Source organism: Pseudomonadota bacterium (assembly GCA_027620075.1).
Classification (GTDB): Bacteria; Pseudomonadota; Alphaproteobacteria; order Rickettsiales; family UBA6187; genus 1-14-0-20-39-49.
The window spans coordinates 20,699-38,370 of sequence record JAQCEY010000008.1 but is presented as its reverse complement, the minus strand read 5'-3'; the positions used below and the strand labels follow the sequence as shown (position 1 = coordinate 38,370).

General features: G+C 37.9%; 16 protein-coding genes and 1 pseudogene. 2 read left to right on the top strand and 15 right to left on the bottom strand.

The features are described 5' to 3' along the window. Positions 1-124: 124 nt before the first annotated feature. The 10 genes from O2942_09845 to argH are packed head-to-tail and all read right to left on the bottom strand — an operon-like array spanning position 125 to position 9,461. Entirely contained in the window at positions 125-1,096 is a 972-nt protein-coding gene (locus O2942_09845) for an NAD-dependent epimerase/dehydratase family protein (protein MDA0782550.1), read from the bottom strand. Continuing rightward, the gene (locus tag O2942_09840; protein MDA0782549.1) at positions 1,093-2,943 is read right to left on the bottom strand and encodes a glycosyltransferase; all 1,851 of its coding nucleotides are present in this window, start codon (positions 2,941-2,943) and stop codon (positions 1,093-1,095) included. The genes O2942_09845 and O2942_09840 overlap by 4 nt, the downstream gene beginning before the upstream one ends. 34 nt (positions 2,944-2,977) lie before the next feature. Next, positions 2,978-3,532, bottom strand: coding sequence for a dTDP-4-dehydrorhamnose 3,5-epimerase (rfbC, locus tag O2942_09835; protein MDA0782548.1), 555 nt, complete (start codon positions 3,530-3,532; stop codon positions 2,978-2,980). After that, positions 3,489-4,403 (bottom strand): dTDP-4-dehydrorhamnose reductase, encoded by a 915-nt coding sequence (rfbD, locus tag O2942_09830; GenBank protein ID MDA0782547.1) that lies wholly within the window; start codon positions 4,401-4,403, stop codon positions 3,489-3,491. Before rfbD ends, rfbC begins: the two co-directional genes overlap by 44 nt. Continuing rightward, the gene (gene rfbA, locus O2942_09825) at positions 4,396-5,262 is read right to left on the bottom strand and encodes a glucose-1-phosphate thymidylyltransferase RfbA (protein MDA0782546.1); all 867 of its coding nucleotides are present in this window, start codon (positions 5,260-5,262) and stop codon (positions 4,396-4,398) included. The genes rfbD and rfbA overlap by 8 nt, the downstream gene beginning before the upstream one ends. A gap of 54 nt (positions 5,263-5,316) precedes the next feature. Continuing rightward, positions 5,317-5,910 carry a recombination mediator RecR gene (gene recR / locus O2942_09820; GenBank protein ID MDA0782545.1) on the bottom strand — a complete coding sequence of 198 codons (594 nt, stop codon included), beginning with the start codon at positions 5,908-5,910 and terminating at the stop codon, positions 5,317-5,319. Between the two features lie 53 nt (positions 5,911-5,963). Further along, positions 5,964-6,284, bottom strand: a complete 321-nt coding sequence (locus tag O2942_09815) for a YbaB/EbfC family nucleoid-associated protein (protein MDA0782544.1) — start codon at positions 6,282-6,284, stop codon at positions 5,964-5,966. 18 nt (positions 6,285-6,302) lie between these two features. Then, entirely contained in the window at positions 6,303-7,967 is a 1,665-nt protein-coding gene (locus O2942_09810; GenBank protein MDA0782543.1) for a DNA polymerase III subunit gamma/tau, read from the bottom strand. Beyond that, positions 7,964-8,077: a lipoprotein gene (locus O2942_09805; GenBank protein ID MDA0782542.1), complete on the bottom strand. Its 114-nt coding sequence runs from the start codon at positions 8,075-8,077 to the stop codon at positions 7,964-7,966. The genes O2942_09810 and O2942_09805 overlap by 4 nt, the downstream gene beginning before the upstream one ends. After that, on the bottom strand, positions 8,067-9,461 hold the full coding sequence (gene argH, locus O2942_09800; protein MDA0782541.1) for an argininosuccinate lyase: 1,395 nt from the start codon (positions 9,459-9,461) through the stop codon (positions 8,067-8,069). The genes O2942_09805 and argH overlap by 11 nt, the downstream gene beginning before the upstream one ends. A gap of 69 nt (positions 9,462-9,530) precedes the next feature. Between argH and O2942_09795 the strand changes: the two genes are divergently transcribed. Continuing rightward, positions 9,531-10,049: a TlpA disulfide reductase family protein gene (locus O2942_09795; protein ID MDA0782540.1), complete on the top strand. Its 519-nt coding sequence runs from the start codon at positions 9,531-9,533 to the stop codon at positions 10,047-10,049. An 89-nt stretch (positions 10,050-10,138) separates the two neighbouring features. Here O2942_09795 and O2942_09790 read toward each other — a convergent pair whose 3' ends face one another. Genes O2942_09790 through O2942_09780 form a run of 3 tightly spaced genes read right to left on the bottom strand, consistent with a single transcriptional unit; the run spans position 10,139 to position 11,933 of the window. After that, positions 10,139-10,843, bottom strand: a complete 705-nt coding sequence (locus tag O2942_09790) for a lysophospholipid acyltransferase family protein (protein ID MDA0782539.1) — start codon at positions 10,841-10,843, stop codon at positions 10,139-10,141. A gap of 3 nt (positions 10,844-10,846) precedes the next feature. Beyond that, positions 10,847-11,473: a YdcF family protein gene (locus O2942_09785; protein ID MDA0782538.1), complete on the bottom strand. Its 627-nt coding sequence runs from the start codon at positions 11,471-11,473 to the stop codon at positions 10,847-10,849. After that, entirely contained in the window at positions 11,463-11,933 is a 471-nt protein-coding gene (locus O2942_09780) for a DUF192 domain-containing protein (protein ID MDA0782537.1), read from the bottom strand. The genes O2942_09785 and O2942_09780 overlap by 11 nt, the downstream gene beginning before the upstream one ends. Before the next feature lie 72 nt (positions 11,934-12,005). On the opposite strand from O2942_09780, the pseudogene coaBC reads away from it, so the two are divergent. Continuing rightward, positions 12,006-13,176: pseudogene (gene coaBC, locus O2942_09775) on the top strand (bifunctional phosphopantothenoylcysteine decarboxylase/phosphopantothenate--cysteine ligase CoaBC). Here the strand turns inward: coaBC and O2942_09770 are convergent. Both O2942_09770 and mfd read right to left on the bottom strand, forming a co-directional pair. Further along, positions 13,166-13,696, bottom strand: a complete 531-nt coding sequence (locus tag O2942_09770) for a hypothetical protein (GenBank protein ID MDA0782536.1) — start codon at positions 13,694-13,696, stop codon at positions 13,166-13,168. The pseudogene coaBC and the gene O2942_09770 sit on opposite strands and share 11 nt — an antisense overlap. Positions 13,697-13,772: 76 nt before the next feature. Then, positions 13,773-17,246 (bottom strand): transcription-repair coupling factor, encoded by a 3,474-nt coding sequence (gene mfd, locus O2942_09765; protein ID MDA0782535.1) that lies wholly within the window; start codon positions 17,244-17,246, stop codon positions 13,773-13,775. Positions 17,247-17,672: the final 426 nt, after the last annotated feature.

Genomic DNA, 17,672 nt, shown 5'->3' with positions numbered 1-17,672 from the left:
AAACCTCTGCAAAAGGTAGTAAAGTTCAAATCCTAGTTCCTTCTCCCAAAGGGAGAGGGAGTTTTTACCGCCCTTTGCAGAGTCTTCTATAACAATATAATTAAAATTCGGATAATGAAAACATCTATTTTGAATAATAAGACTTATACCACTCGATAAATTTAGGTAAACCTTGCCTGATTGTGGTTTTAGGAGAAAATCCTAAATCTTTTTTAGTATCTTCAATGTCGGCATATGTCTCTTTAACGTCACCGATATGCATCGGTTTAAAGTTAATTTCAGCTTTTTTATCAAGTGATTCTTCTATTATTCCGATAAAGTCCATAAGGTTCTCAGAAGTGTTATTACCAAGATTGTAAACCTTATAAGGAGGCTTGCCCGATGGCGGATTATCAAGTGCCGATATAGTGCCTTCTACTATATCGTCAATATATGTAAAATCTCTTCGCATATCACCGTTGTTAAATACATCTATCGGCTTTCCCTCAGATATAGCTTTTGTGAATAAAAACGTTGCCATATCAGGTCTGCCCCAAGAACCGTAAACTGTAAAAAACCTCAATCCGGTTGTAGGTATGTTATACAAATGACTATAGCTATGGCTTAATAATTCATCAGCTTTTTTAGTTGCCGCATATAATGAAAGAGGGTGGTCTACCGAATCTTTAGTTGAAAACGGTAATTTGGTATTTCCACCATAAACCGAGCTTGAGCTTGCATATACCAGATGCTCGAAATTATCTAAATTACGGCACATTTCCAATATAACCGCATGACCGACAAGATTACTGTTAATATATGCAAACGGATTTTCCAGAGAATAACGCACTCCTGCCTGTGCCGCTAAATGAACAACTTTATTGATGTCACGATGCTTGCTTGCAATATCGTTGATTACGTTTGCACCTGATATATCAGTGTGATAAAATGCAAAATTAATGCTTTGCTTTAAAAGTTCCAGCCTGTCTTTTTTTAAATTTACGTCATAATAATCATTCAGGTTATCAATGCCGATGATTTTTTCACCACGTTCCAGCAGTTTTTTTGCCACGTGGTATCCGATAAAACCTGCCGCACCGGTTATTAATATTGTCATGTTTTGTCTATTCCTAAATCTTTATTTGATGCCTCAAGAAAACTGCCCGCATAAAAATCAAAATCTTTTTTTGCCTCATCGGAATTTATTATAAAGCGTTCTTCCTTATATTTTCGGATATCGGTATTGATATCTTTTGAGTTAGTAAATTTTGTATAAAGTTTATAAAAAAGTAACCAAAAACGTGAGTTGCTTATTTTTTGCTTTTTATTTAATGACTTGAAAATCTTTTCAATCATTTTTTTATAGCTTAACTCCTTATCACTTCCGATAAGGTTATAGCTCTTGCCATATGTTTCTTTGAAATTTAGTATCTTAATTGCTGATATAGCGAGGTCATCTGCGTGAATTGGCGAGTATATCTTAAAATTAGAACGTTTAACCGGAAATCTGCCGAATTTTTTAATAAACTCATGAATCGGGGAAAAATATATATTCGCTCCCAGACCATATACTATCGGGGTTTTTAAAATGGTATAATCTATCTCTTTTTTGCTACAGATGCGTGATATGTCCTTTTCAATGATATCCTTTTTATTGGACGCATTTAGCGGACAGCAGATGATTATTCTTTTTGTGCCTATTGCCGCAAATTTTTCTAAAAACGGTGCGATATAATCAAAATTCGACGTATAAAACACCGTTTTCACCGTAGTGTTTTTTGGCAAATCCAAATTTTTATTATTTATATCGGACTTTATCCATACTAATTTTGGGTGGTATATGTCTATATAATTGTTTTTATATAGTGCAACCACATCAATATTAGCAGCTAACAATCTCCGTAAAATTGATATTCCCGTTTCAGACTCCGTATCGGTGATTAGTACGGGTGAGCGGTTAGAGATATTGTATTTAGAGTCTTTGGGTATATCTTTGCATTCTTTTTCAAATTCCTTATAGCTTTCAACAAAGGATTTATAGCATTTTATTTCGTCTTTGGTCAGGAACGGATTACAGAATTTATTTTTTATTTTCTTGAGCAAATAAAATGATGCCTGAAAGAAAAAGCGAAGATATATTATTATCCATATGAGTAATATAGCACCCGGAAAATAAGCCCCGTTAAAATTTTTTCTAAAATAATATGCCAGACCTTTTGCTCGATGTTTATTCAAGTTTAATTTGGTAATATCATCGCTAGTTCCGTACCGTACTACTTCCAGCTCATATAAAAACGCTATTTTTCCTCCCATCTGGTTTACCTTAAAGCAAAGGTCGAGGTCTTCAATATGCACAAAGTAGCTTTTGTCCATAGTGCCGATTTGATTGAATTTATCCCGTGATATCATCATCAACGCACTTGATATGGCAGGTACATAATTATTCTTGTTTGATATATGTGTTTTACCCAGTTCGAATCTCGGTATATTCAAAAATCGGTGTAAACCGAACCATTCTGCCGCAAGGCTTTTGAAAGTCAGTAAGTTGCGACGATTACCCTTTTGTTCGCTGCCGTTAGGGTTGACAAGCTTACACCCTGCCAACCACACATCATCATCTTTTTCTATTTCGTTTATGATTTTTTGGAATGAATTTGTAGGCAATATACAGTCAGGATTTAAAAAAAGCAGATAATTCCCCTTAGCTTCATGCGCACCTAAATTACACGCCCTTGCAAAGCCGATATTTCCCTGTCCCGATATTATATGTATCGCATCATGCTTTAGCGAATATTCCTCTATTTTTCCACGTACATAATCCGAATTGCCGTTATCAACTATTATAAGCTCTTTCAAATACTTTTGCGACAGAACTGATTTTATGGCACGTATAATCACAGGGCCGGTATGGTATGAGGGCATAACCACACTAACACTATACTCTGATTGCTGCGTATCAGTCATATCTTTTTGCATTAAAATTCAATTAATTATTATGTTAATTCCGGTCGGGAAGATTGTTTTTATATTGTTTAAAACTTTGTTGTTTTGTATCTCTTGTTGAAATTATCGGATTTTTTAGCGGCCAGTCAATACTTAATTCAGGGTCGTTCCATGCAATGCCCGATTCACCTTGCGGATTATAGGCGGACGTTACTTTATAATATACGTCTGCAACATCATCGGATAGTACGCAAAAGCCATGTGCAAATCCGGCAGGAATCCATAGCAATTTGCCGTTAATATCATCAAGTTCAATGCCGAAATATTGCCCGAATGTTTCAGACTCAGGGCGTATATCAACGGCAACGTCCCAAATTCTGCCCCTTATTACTCCGACTAATTTGCCTTGTGCAGGTGTGTGTTGGTAATGAACTCCTCGAAGTACGTTAGGGGCGGAACGGGAGTGGTTGTCTTGCGGAAAAATTGTCGGTAATCCAAGTTCCGAAAATTTTTCAAAATGGAAACGCTCCACAAAAAAGCCACGCTCATCACCATGAACGTCAAGTTCAACAACTAACAGGTCTTTTATCGGTGTTGTTTGTATTTTCAATTAATTTCTCCATGCACTTTTCTAAGCTGTCTTTCCAATCGGGCATTTGAGTGTTTAGTACAGATTTAGCCTTACTGCAATCTAATCTTGAATTTAAAGGGCGTTTTGCGGGAGTCGGATATTCACAAGCGGTTATTTTTTTTACCTCTTTTATTTTTAAAGCAATACCATGCTTTTTGGCATTATCAAAAATGTTTTCGGCAAATTCATGCCAGTTTGTTTCGCCGCTATTACATAAATTATATACACCCGATGGAAACGAATCTTTTTTTAGTGCATTTTCAAATGCTTCAATAGATTTTTCCGCTAGGTCTAGTGCATATGTCGGCGAACCGACTTGGTCTGATACTATAGATAGGCCCTCACGTTCTTTGGCAAGGCGTAGCATGGTGGTAAGGAAATTCTTTCCATGTAGGTCATATACCCACGAGGTTCTGAATATCAGGTATTTACAGCCGCTTGCAATTATTCGTTTTTCCCCGTCTAGCTTGCTTTGCCCGTATTTGTTCAAAGGGGAGGGGGCATCTTCCTCTTTATTGGGAGCCGTTCCATCGCCGCTATACACATAATCTGTTGAGTAATGCACAAGCGGTATGTCTTTTTCCTTACAAAATTTTGCCAGCGTGTCGGGTATTTCACAGTTGGCGGCAATTGCTTCGTCATACTCGGTTTCAGCGGCATCTACATTTGTATAGGCACAAGCATTAAAGATTGCCTTAATGTCGGTTTCTTTTAATAAATTAGTTACTTGCGTTAGGTTTTTAAAGTCACAATCGCTGTGTGAATATGAGATTGCGTTATTTCCCAAAAGCCGGACAAGATTAGAGCCTACTTGTCCGTTTTTTCCGATGATTATATATTTTTTATTCATTGGCTAACCGGTTCAAATATTCACCGTATTCATTGTTTTTATATTCACCTGCTAAAGCCATAAGCTGTGTTTTATCAATAAAATTCTTTCTGTATGAAACTTCTTCAATACAGCCTATTTTTAGCCCTTGGCGTTCTTCAACGGTATGGACGAAATTTGATGCATTTAGCAGCGATTGAGGCGTACCCGTATCAAGCCATGCCATTCCTCGCCCGAATAGCTCGACATTCAACTGACCTTTTTTCAGGTATTCGTTGTTAACATCGGTTATTTCAAGCTCGCCACGTGCTGACGGCTTTAAGTTTTTTGCTATTTGAACGACCTGTGAGTCATAAAAGTACAAGCCTGTTACTGCCCATGCTGATTTTGGTTGTTTGGGTTTTTCTTCAATAGAGATGACTTTTTTATTTTTATCAAACTCGGCAACGCCGTAGCGTTCAGGGTCTTTTACGTGATAGCCGAATACAAGCCCACCTTTGTTTAACTTTGAAGCTTCGCTAAGTTTATTAGACAAGCCTTGTCCATAAAAAACGTTATCACCCAAAATAAGACACACAGGGGAGTTGTTTATAAATTCTTCACCGATTAAAAACGCCTGTGCAATGCCTTCCGGTTTTGGTTGTTCTTTATATGATATGGATATACCTAATTTAGAACCGTCACCCAATAATCTTACAATTGATGGTAAATCACGTGGCGTACTTATTATTAATATGTCTTTTATACCAGACAGTATTAAGGTTGATAGCGGATAAAAAATCATAGGCTTGTCGTAAAGCGGAATAACCTGCTTGCTTATTGTTCTTGTTATCGGGGCTAGTCTGCTTCCCGATCCTCCTGCTAAAATAATGCCTTTCATTTTCTTCTTTTTTTATGTTTATCTAATACTTATTACTTGTAATTAACTGAAAACTCAAAAAGAGCGTCGCGCTTTTAATGCCGTGGCAAGTGTTCCGTCATCAAGATATTCAAGCTCTCCGCCCATCGGAATACCATGGGCTATTTGAGTTATTTGTATGTTCAGATGTTTTAAACGCTCGGTTATATAATGAGCCGTAGTTTGCCCCTCAACAGTTGCGTTTGTCGCTAAAATGATTTCGTTTATATCGTCATTTGAAGCTTTTATGATAAGTTTCTCAATGTTCAAGTCCGCAGGTCCACGACCGTCTATCGCTGATAATGTTCCTCCCAGAACGTGGTAAGTCCCGCGATACATATTGCTGCGTTCAATTGCCCAAAGGTCTGAAACCTCTTCTACTACACATATATTATCATTTTGCCTTTTGGGGTCTGTGCATATGTGGCATGGGTTGGAGCTATCGACATTTCCGCATTCATCGCAGATTTTTATTGAATCGGCGGCACTCGCTATAGAATCAGCCAAGGGAATCATTAGAGATTCTTTGTTCTGAACAAGATGTAATACGGCACGCCTTGCAGATCTTTTGCCAAGACCGGGAAGTTTGCCCAGTAAATATATTAATTTCTCAATGTCATTATCCTGCATATATACCTTATAAGAAAATTGGTTTTATCCCAAAGAGAGCAGACAAAACCTAATTAAAAAGGCATCTTGAAACCTGGAGGAAGCCCCATTCCGCCCATAGCACCGGACATGGCTTCCGATTGTGCATCATCGGCGTCTTTTTTTGCATTGTTAAAACCGGCAACAATTAAATCTTCCAGAACTTCAGGATCTTCAGGGTCAATTAGCGAAGGGTCTATCTTTAATTTCTTCAGCTCTCCTTTGCCGCTAACCGTAACTTTAATTAAACCGCCGCCTGATGTACCTTCATATTCACTTTGGGCAAGCTGCTGTTGCATCTCTTCCATTTTTTTCTGCATCTTCTGTGCTTGCTTCATCATTTGTTGAATGTTCATGAGTTTTGCCCTTTTATACTATTTTTCCTCTACTTTACTTATATACGCACCGGGGAATAATTCCAGTATTTTATTAACATTAGGGTGCTTGGATAGTTCTTTTTTAAGATTTTTTTCTTCATTTATCTTTTGTTGCAGCAAACTTGGTGCGCCTGCTTTATTTGAGGCTACAACAACCCAGTTTTGTCCTGTCCAGTTTCTTAAATGCCCACTGACACGCTGTGGAAAATCAGAAGGTATTTCGGCTGTAAGGCTCAATTCCAGTCTGCCTTGTTTAAAGCTTATCAAGCTCGCATCTGATACCAGCCAACTATGAATTAACGCTTCTTTATTTATTTTAAACAATTCAACTAGTTCTTCAAAGTTGTGAATGTAAGCAACAGGCTCGCCTTCAACCTCATTTTGCGGCATTGACTGAGGCTGATAAGCATGTTGTGCTGACTGCATACCATAAGAACCGCCTGTTTTACTTCCTCCGCCTGTCGGAGCGGGAGAATCGGAGTTCTGCATTTTCTTAATCAGGGCAGCAGGTGAGGGGAGGTTTGATAAATGAGCAAGGCGTATCATTATCATTTCAACCGCATTAAATGTGTTAGGAGCGGTTTTTGCCTCATTCAGCCCTTTTAATAACATCTGCCAACATCTCGTAAGATAAGGCATGTCAAGTTTTTCCGCTATTTCTTTTGCTCTTTTAAATTCATTTTCAGGAATAAAACCCGTAGCATTCAGATTAGGAATAATTTTCAGCTTTGTAACGATATAAGAAAACTCCAGTAAGTCATTCAGGACTAAAACAGGATCGGCACTGGCATCATATAAATCTTTCAATGCACCAAGAGCATTTTCAATATCACCCTTAGCAATAAAATCGAATATATCGATTATTTTGCCTTTATCGGCAAGACCCAACATATCCTGTGCCATCTTGGCGGTAATCTTGTCGCCTGAATGTGAAATTGCTTGATCTAATAATGAAAGCGAATCACGCACCGAGCCTTCCGATGCATGGGCTATCATCTCTATGGCTTCCTTATCAACATCAGCCCCTTCTTTTTCCGATACTTTTTGCAGGAACGGAACGAGTATCTCATTATCAATCCGCCTTAAATCAAAACGCTGGCATCTTGACAGAATTGTAACAGGAATTTTGCGTATCTCGGTTGTGGCAAAAATAAATTTTACATGGGAAGGGGGTTCTTCTAATGTTTTCAATAATGCGTTAAACGCATTTTTTGAAAGCATGTGAACCTCGTCAATAATATATATCTTATAACGGGCAGTAGTCGGCAAGTATCTGGAATTGTCAATTATCTCACGGATATCATCAACCCCTGTATGGCTTGCAGCGTCCATTTCGAGTACGTCCGGGTGTCTGTCTTCCTTAATTTCTATACAATTAACACACACCCCGCATGGGCTTGCGGTAGCACCGCCTTTGCCGTCTTTACCTACACAGTTTAAAACACGGGAAATAATCCGAGCCGTAGTAGTCTTACCGACTCCCCTTATACCCGTAAGTAAAAAGGCATTGGCTATACGATTTGTTTTGATAGCATTAGTTATAGTACGCACCAAAACTTCCTGACCGATTAGGTCATCAAAATTATCAGGTCTGTATTTTAATGCCAGAACCTTGTAATTATCTTTTTTTCCTTTTGTCACCTTTGCCTCTTTTTGTGTTATTTGCCGCTTTCCTCTTGCTTGTCATCAGGTAAGTACAAATCACCCTTTATTCCACAAGAACAAACCGTAAAACAAATAAATAATACTGCTAATAATTTTTTATAATTCATATTTCTTCTTTGCCTCTTTTATAGCTTTTTCTACATTTTCAGGAGAGGTTCCGCCATAGCTTGTACGGCTTTTAACGGAGCTTTCGACACTTAAAACCTTTAAAATACCTTCAGTTATCTTAGGCTCTATCTGCTGCATATCTTCAAGAGGGATTTCTTCTAATTTACACCCCCTTTCTTCCGCCAGTTTTACGACCCTTCCGGCAATTGAATGACATTGCCTAAAAGGAATTCCCAAATTCTGAACAAGCCAGTCCGCTAAATCGGTAGCGGTTGAATATCCCCTACCTGCCGCCTCCTTCATTTTTTCTTTATTTACGTTCATATCCGTTATCATACCTGCCATAGCGTTTATGCATAAAGAAAGGTTTTCCGCCGCATCGAACACAGGCTCTTTATCCTCCTGCATATCCTTACTATAAGTGAGGGTAAGACCTTTCATCACAGTTAAAAGGGCAAATAACGAGCCGTATATCCTGCCGCTTTTTGCCCTTACTAATTCTGCGGCATCAGGGTTTCTTTTTTGCGGCATTATCGAACTTCCCGACGTAAACGCATCGGAAAGTTTTATAAAATTAAAATCGGCACTCGACCAGATAACTACCTCTTCTGCCAATCTTGATAAATGCATGGATATAATTGATGCGGTACTTAGAAATTCCAGTGCAAAATCCCTGTCGGAAACAGAATCAATAGAATTTGCGGTAGCACATTTAAAGTCTAATGATTTTGCCGTTGCCTTCCTGTCAATAGGGAAGGAAGTTCCCGCAAGTGCCGCAGCCCCTAGCGGACATTCGTTCATTCTGTTACGAGCGTCTTTTACACGACTCCTATCTCTGCCGAACATCTCGACATAAGCCATCAAATGATGACCAAGGGTAACAGGCTGGGCGGTCTGAAGGTGGGTAAATCCGGGCATTATTGTTGAAGAATGTTCATTAGCACGTTTAATAAGTGCTTTTTGCAGATTCTTTAAAGTTGCCTCCGTAACGTCCAGTGCGTCCCTTACATACAGCCTGAAATCGGTTGCTACCTGATCGTTCCTTGAACGGGCGGTGTGCAGCTTTCCGGCAACATCTCCGATGATGTCGTGAAGACGGGATTCTATATTCATGTGAATATCTTCAAGCTGAGTTTTGAATACGAACTTCCCTCTGTATATCTCTTTTTTAATCTGGTTAAGACCTTTTACAATCATTTTGCCTTCGGGCTGGGTGAGTATTTTCTTCTTTACCAGCATATCACAATGGGCAATCGAACCTTTTATATCATATTCATACAGCTTTTTGTCAAAACTAATAGATTCGTTTATCTTTTCCATTATCTCGGAAGGGCCGTTATCAAAATGACCTCCCCATAACGGATTTTTATTTGTTTTTATCATAGCTTTTGCCCTATAGACCTTTATACTCTATAATGTATCGTGTATTAAGTTTAATTTAAGTATCAACATATGTACAAAAAAATTGTTTTATTCATATTTATTATTGTTTTATCAAGCCAAAAAGTAATTGCAAAAAGTCTGGCAGATTATGAGCATAAAGAGCCAATAGCAATTAACGACATTCAGTTTGTAGACGAAAACAACAATATTAATAGCTTAAACGACTATTCGGGTAAAGTTGTTTTAATTAATTTTTGGGCAACATGGTGCGTGCCGTGTGTTCAAGAAATGCCGTCATTGTCAAAGCTGCATGATAATATATCGGGATTAAATGCCGAGGTAATACCCATATCGGTTGATTTTAAAGGGATAGATGCCGTAAAAAAATTCTATACGGACACGAATATAAAAAACCTCGGTATATATTTGGATAATAACGGTGAATCTTTCCGGTCACTAAAACTTCGAGCGTTACCCACAACTATTATAGTAAACAAGGACGGCTTTGAAGTAGCAAGGGTATATGGCGAGTTTGACTGGTCAACAAAGGATGTTAAAGATTACTTTATAAAATTATCATCGGATTAGTTAACCGATACAGATAATTATTTCAATAAATTCTGTTAAATAACTCCTGCCACGCTTAAGAAGTTCTCTGTTTTTTATAGCAGACATTACTACAACTGTGCCGATTTAGTTTCAATCGTATCTTCAAGTTTTTTGATGAACTCCTTCCGGTCCAGTCCCGGATATATAGGCTCTAGGTAATGCATTTTTATAACACCCGGATTCTTTTTAAACGAGTTGCGCCCCCAGAATTTTCCTGAATTTAGGGCAACGGGTACAACAGGTATGTTCTGCTTCATATCCTTATATATAAAGGCAATTCCGGGCTGATACTTAACTCTTTCGCCTACCGCCGTCCTTGTGCCTTCAGGGAATATTATTACACAACGCCCTTTTTCCAACCTGTCATTTACATCTTTTTGTAACTGTTTTAATGCGGCAGACCCTCCCTCCCTGTCAACAGGTATCATACACATGGTTTTTAAGTACCTACCGAATAAAGGTACGTTCAACAAGGATTTTTTTAAAATATATGCCGGACCGTTTATATGCTTCAAAAATATAGCCGTATCCCATGCCGATTGGTGTTTACAGGCAATTACATAAGGCTCTTTGGGGAGATTCTCCAACCCGTGTATTTCGTAAGTTATACCGCAAATATATTTCAAACCTATCATAATTCCCGTAGACCATATATGACCTATCTTTGAGGCTATATGTTGTGGAGCCAGATAAAAAGGCGAAGCTACAATTGCTAATGTATATGTCCATAACGGGAAGTATATATTAAATAAAACGGAACGTATTATTATCATAGCTTATACCGAAAATCCTATTTTTGTAACAAGATATTTATTATATTCGGAAATTATTACCTTCCTCATTACCGGATTCAGATACCATTTTTCCAACCGGAACTGATCGGGCAATATAGGATTGGGTATTATTTTTATGTCAGGCATTTTTCTGTCAAACTCTATTTTACTTCTTGCCATGTGGTAATTTGCCGTTACCAGTCTAATGCTTTTTATATCGTTACCGACAACCCATTGATATACTTCTTCAGCGTTGCCTTTAGTGCTTTTTGCCGCATATCCCAACTCGATATTTTTGGCAATACTGCTTATGCTAGCCGGAACATATCCTGATAGTAAAAGCAGGTTAGGCAATGTAGCATCTTCACCGACTCCTGACACAAATAGCTTTCCGGCTTTCTCATGAGCTAACAGCTTTAAGCCTTCCTCAAATCTTTGAGTGCCGCCTGTCAGTATAACTATTGCATCGGTTTGGCTCTCTTTGTCCTCGGCTTCCATAGGAATGTTTTTGACAAAAACATTCAGACCGATAGCCCAGAATATAAAAGATACAACAAAAACCACCAGAAACTTATTAGCAACCTTTGCAACCTTCGATGTTTTACTGCCTAATATACGTTTAATTAACATTCAAATCTTCAATATTATTAAAAAACGGATGCAAAACCACATCATTAACTTCAATAAAATGCTTTTCGGTCATCATAGCATTTATTTCAAGTGCCGCAATAACACTAACGTCCGATGATAATGTTTTTAATGAATGTGGTGTGGCATTTTTAACGATTTTTTTTATCACGCCATTTTCATTAATAAATAAAATATCCAGCGGAATAAATGTGTTTTTCATCCACATATTAACTATTTTTGGCTGCTTGAAAACAAACAACATTCCCTGATTTTCCGGCATTGATGTACGGTACATCAGACCTTTTATCTGTTCTTCCTCGGTATCGGCTAATTCAACATCAAACCTTATAAGCTCTTTTTTTGAATTATTTATATGTAAAACATCAAGAGCTTTTAATTCTTCAGCACTTGCATTGCCGGCAAATAATATAATGATGGCTAAAAACTTACAAAAGTTCATATACATAGTAATAAAAATGTTGTAAATAAGACCTATTGTTAATGAAAAAATTCGTTGAAGCAAGTTAATATTATGAACAAAAAAATATTACTTATTATAACAGGAAGCATTGCTGCCTATAAATCATTGGAATTGATAAGGCTTTTAAGGAAAAAAACTTTTGATGTAACATGCGTGTTAACAGACGGTGCAAAACAGTTCGTTACACCTATGTCCGTTGCGTCAATTAGCGAAAATAATGTTTATGACAATGTATTTAGCCTAAAAGACGAAACTGAAATGGGGCATATCAGGCTTTCAAGAGATTCAGACTTGATATTAGTAGCTCCGGCAAGTGCCGATATAATCGGAAAAATGGCAAACGGTCTTGCCGATGACCTTGCAAGCACCATTTTACTTGCATCTGACAAAGACATATTTATAGCACCTGCAATGAATCATTTAATGTGGAAAAACAATGCTGTACAACGCAATGTTAACCTATTACTTGGAGACGGGGCGAGGCTAATTGAGCCGGAATCGGGAGAGCTTGCTTGTGGTGAAAAAGGACAGGGTAGAATGGCAGAGCCTGAAAATATCATAAAAGTTGTAGAGGATTACTTCAATAATGCTTAAAGCCATAGTTACAAGCGGTGCTACCATTGAACGGATTGACCCTGTACGCTACATAACAAACGATTCTTCGGGTAAGCAAGGACACGCTATAGCACAAGCACTACAGGAAAATGGTGTCAATGTTACCTTGATATCCGGCAAGGTAAATATTCCGCCACCTGAGAATGTTAATGTAATTAGCGTGGAATCGGCAGAAGAGATGCTAACGTCGGTTGAAAATTCACTACCTGCAGATATCTTTGTGAGTGCTGCCGCCGTCTGTGACTGGAAACCCGAACAGAAACACTCTCAAAAAATGAAGAAAACATCAGATAAAAATTATCTTGATATCAGATTTGTAAAGACACCGGATATATTAAAGACAATAAGTAACCATAAAATGCGTCCAAAAATTGTAGTAGGCTTCGCTGCCGAAACTGAAAATCTGCTTGAAAATGCCAAGACAAAACTAATCAATAAAGGTTGCGACTACATACTTGCTAATGACGTTAGTAAAGGAGTTTTCGGCTCCGAGACGAACACCGTTTCGTTAGTATCAAAATGCAATATAGAAACATGGGATAAAATGTCAAAAAAAGATGTCGCAGACAAGCTTTCCAAGATAATTTTATCAAGTATTAACCTATAGATATTTCGCTGTCGGAGTCTTGCGTTAAATCGACAAACGACCTTGCTCCGTTTTCGCTGACCGGTCTTTTTTTCAGCAACCCCAAACTTTTTGTATCTTTTACTTTTTGAGCATAACTGAAACTTTTTACGGAACTCTCTATCTCTTTGCGATATTGTTCGGAGACTTGCTCGCCAATGCTTCCGTTATTAACGGCTCTATTTAAAACAACCATCTGTGCGTAGAGAGTTTCTCCCATTTTATGCAGAATTTCCTCCGAGCTTTCTGATCTAGCTTTCTTGGTCGGATTGCTTTCATTTGAATCAAAAGTCACCGTTCTGATTCTTTTTGGTGGAGAATTATCTTTTTCAATTTCTTTAGTTAACCACTGATTTAACTCACTCAAAGCCTTACTTTGTTTTGCAATGTCGGCATCTTCGGCTTTTCTAAATTTCTCATTAGAAGCTTCTGCTTTATCAATATATGCCTTTAATGTTTTATCTTTTTCAGCACTTTCTTTGGTCTGATATTTATTTTTCATAGTCTGTTAACTTTTGAATGGTTATATGACATACAATAAGTATCAACTGATTAAAAAATGTCAATAAAATTTGAAATCAAGCCGCCAACTCAACAATTTTTTCTAATGAATTGCGAGTTCCTTTCAATCTTTCATTAGCGTCTTTCCATTCATGCAATAGGACAAGCTTCTGGTCGCCACGTATTTTGGTTTTCAGAGGATTTTTTGCTATAAAATTAATGAGGGCATCGGGATTCTTGAACTTATTATTATGAAATGAAAGTATAATTCCTTTTGGTCCGGCATCTATTTTAGATACTCCGGCTCTTAAACATTGCTGTTTTATTTTCATGATATCCAACAGGTTTTCCACTTCTTTTGGCAATTTGCCGAATCGGTCTATCATCTCCACGGCGATTTCTTCAAGTTGGTCTTCCGTAGTCATATTAGCGATACGCTTATATAATCCGAGGCGAAGTTCAATATCCAACACGTAATCATCAGGAATTAAAACCGAAATACCGAGATTTATTGACGGACTCCAGCTTTCATTTTCAGGCTCGTGGTTAGCGACGGCTTTTGCGTTTTCAACTGCCTCACGCAACATTTCCTGATAAAGTTCAATACCTACTTCTTTTACGTTACCCGACTGCTCGTCACCTAACATGTTACCGAATCCTCTAATATCCATATCATGGCTGGCAACCGAGAAACCGGCTCCGAGTGAATCAATATTCTGGATAACTTCCAGACGTTTTAGGGCGGTTTTGGAAGGAGTTCTCCTAGGCGGGAATGTAAAATAAGCATAAGCCCTTGTTTTACTACGCCCCACACGACCACGCATCTGGTATAATTGTGCCAGTCCGAACATATCGGCTTTGTATATTATAATGGTATTTGCCGTCGGCAGGTCAATGCCCGAACCTATGATATTTGTCGATAACAGAACGTCATATTTACCGTCATAAAAATCGTTCATTGTGTTGTCAAGTTGTGCAGGTGTCATTTTGCCGTGTGCTTTTGTGAGTTTTACTTCAGGCACAATTTTTTGCAATTGCTCCTCACATGTCGCTAAATCCTTTATACGAGGCACTACAAAAAACGTTGAGCCTCCCCTATAATGCTCACGCAATATTGCATTTCTAATTACCACGCCGTCAAACGGCATAGTAAAACTTCTTATGGCAAGCCTATCTACAGGAGGAGTAGCTATAATACTCAAATCTTTAATGCCCGTTAATGACATTTGTAGCGTGCGAGGAATCGGGGTGGCGGATAATGACAATATATGAATGTCAGAACGAAGTTGTTTGAAACGTTCTTTTTGGGCTACTCCGAATTGCTGTTCTTCGTCTATTATCACCAATCCGAGATTTTTAAATTTAATAGATTTTGAAATCAGGGTGTGAGTGCCGATAACTACATCAACTTTTCCTTCTTCCAATCCTTTCTTTGTTTCCTTAGCGTCTTTAGGAGTTGTAAGGCGTGATAAATCCCTCACTTCAAACGGGAAACCTGCAAACCTGTCCTTAAAAGTCTTGGCATGTTGACGGCAAAGCAGGGTGGTTGGTGCAATAATAGCGACCTGTTTATTGTCATCGCCACTTGCGGCAATAAATGCCGCACGCAGGGCTATTTCCGTTTTTCCGAATCCCACATCACCGCATATAAGCCTATCCATCGGTCTGCCTGAGGCCAAATCTTTTGCAACATCTTCAATGCAGCGAAGCTGGTCTTCAGTTTCAGAATATGGAAATCTTGCACAAAACTCATCATAAGCCCCTTCCATAGGAGTCATATAAGGAGCGGTTTTCAACTCCCGCATCGCAGCCACCTTAATCAAATCATCGGCAATAAGTTTAATGCGGTTTTTCATTTTGGCTTTTCGTGCCTGCCAAGCTGTGCTTCCTAGCTTATCAAGCTGTATATGCTCGGCATCAGAACCGTAACGAGTGAGGCAGTCAATATTTTCAACGGGAACGTATAACTTATCGCCGCCAAAATATATTACTCTTAGACAATCATGTTTTTCGCCTGATACTACTATAGTTTCCAAGGCTTCAAAACGACCTAAGCCATGTTCTTTATGAACTACAAGCTCACCTTCGGCAAGGGTTGAGGCTTCCGTAATATATTCTTCCGATTTTTTACGTGTAGTACGGCGATTGCCGATACGCTCACCGATAATATCCTGTTCACTTACTATTACAAAATCATCAGATTCAAAACCTCTTTCCAGCTCAAAAGCAGTAAGCCCGATTGATTTGCCTTTCACATCTTTGGCATCTTCCCACTTATCTATAATTACAACATGAAAATCATGCTCTTTTAGCATATTTTTCATACGCTCCATAGAGCCTTGTGAAAAACAGGAAACTATCTTTTTCTTACGCAGGCGGGGAGAATTATTGCCTGTAAAATAATCCTTCATTAACTCGAAAGAATTAGTATTTGTCGTCTTTGACATAACGGAAAAGTTATCGACAGCCTTAAACGGCATTTGATATATATTTTCCGCATCAGGGAGTTTAAAAGGATTTATTTTTATATTCTTATGTTCTTGTATCTTTATTGATAATTCATTTTGAGCAAGATAAAGATAGTCAGGCAAAATAGGGTTATAGCGGCTACCTTCGCCAAATGAGTTTTTCTGTGCATTTTTTCTGGCATCATAATAATCGTTTATCAATACATAACGCTCATCTTCGGCTTCTTCCGTCAGGTGGTCGGAAACTATTATGCTATCGGGCAAATAATCGAATAACGTATCGACCCTTTCATAAAATAACGGCATCCAGTGTTCCATACCTGCATAATGTCGCCCTTCTGAAATTGCATCATATAAGGGGTCATCACCTGCGACAGTGCCGAATATTCCCCTGTAAGCATTGCGAAAGCACTTTATCGTATCGTCATCAATTATAACTTCCGATGCAGGCATCAACTTTATTTCTTTCTTTTTCTTTCCGCTTATCTGGGTAAGAGGGTCAAAACTTCTGATGCTCTCTAAGTCCTCACCGAAAAAATCCAGCCTTATACCTTCCTCGCTACCGCTTGGCAAAATATCAACTATACTGCCACGCACAGCGAATTCACCTGCCTCATTAGCATTTGGTGAGCGTATATAGCCGCTTTTAACAAGGTGTTTGATTAAATTTTCACGGTTAATTTTATCACCTGCCTTTGCCGCAAATGTTAGATCCGACAAAACCTCTTTGGGAGGAATCCTTTGTAAAATCGAATTAACCGTTGTGATTATCAAAGTATTCTTGCGGCTTTTTAATGAAGTCAGTTCACACAATGCCTCAGTACGTTTATTTGCGGTATGTATGGTTGGGGAGACTCTGTCATACGGCAAACAATCCCATGCAGGTATTTTGATGATCCTGCATTTTGGAGAAAAATATTCCATAGCCGAACATACATGTTCCATGCGTTTGTCATCTCTTGCAATATATAAAATACCGTTATCACAATCCGATACTATTTGCGACAGCACTATGGACTCCGCACCTTCGGGCAATGACGACAATACGGTATTATTTGAGATTTTTTTTGTATTTATTTTCATAAAGATGTTTTATAAATAAAATATCGTTAATTTGCAATTATAGTTTAGCTTTGTTTTCATGAAGGACTTGTATTACACTTTGCCAGAATTATATTTTGTTATTTTTATGATATCTTTGGTATCATTATTCTCATATTTACCGGTTTTAATTGCAGGAATTTTATCATACGTAAAACAAAAAGCCGTTACAAAAGGCGTTATTATTTGTTTTACAATACAGCTTTTATGTTTGTTAGCATGGATTGATATTGCAGTTTGTCTGAAAACGCAAATTATTATAATCGGAACACCCTTTCCGATTATAATTTTTTACTTTACTCGTTTTTTTCTAAAAAAGGCAAAATTTACAAAGGATGGTTTTAAAGGAAAAAACTGATAAAAACTTTATTAAAAATATTATTGTATTTTATTTTAATATCTCCACTT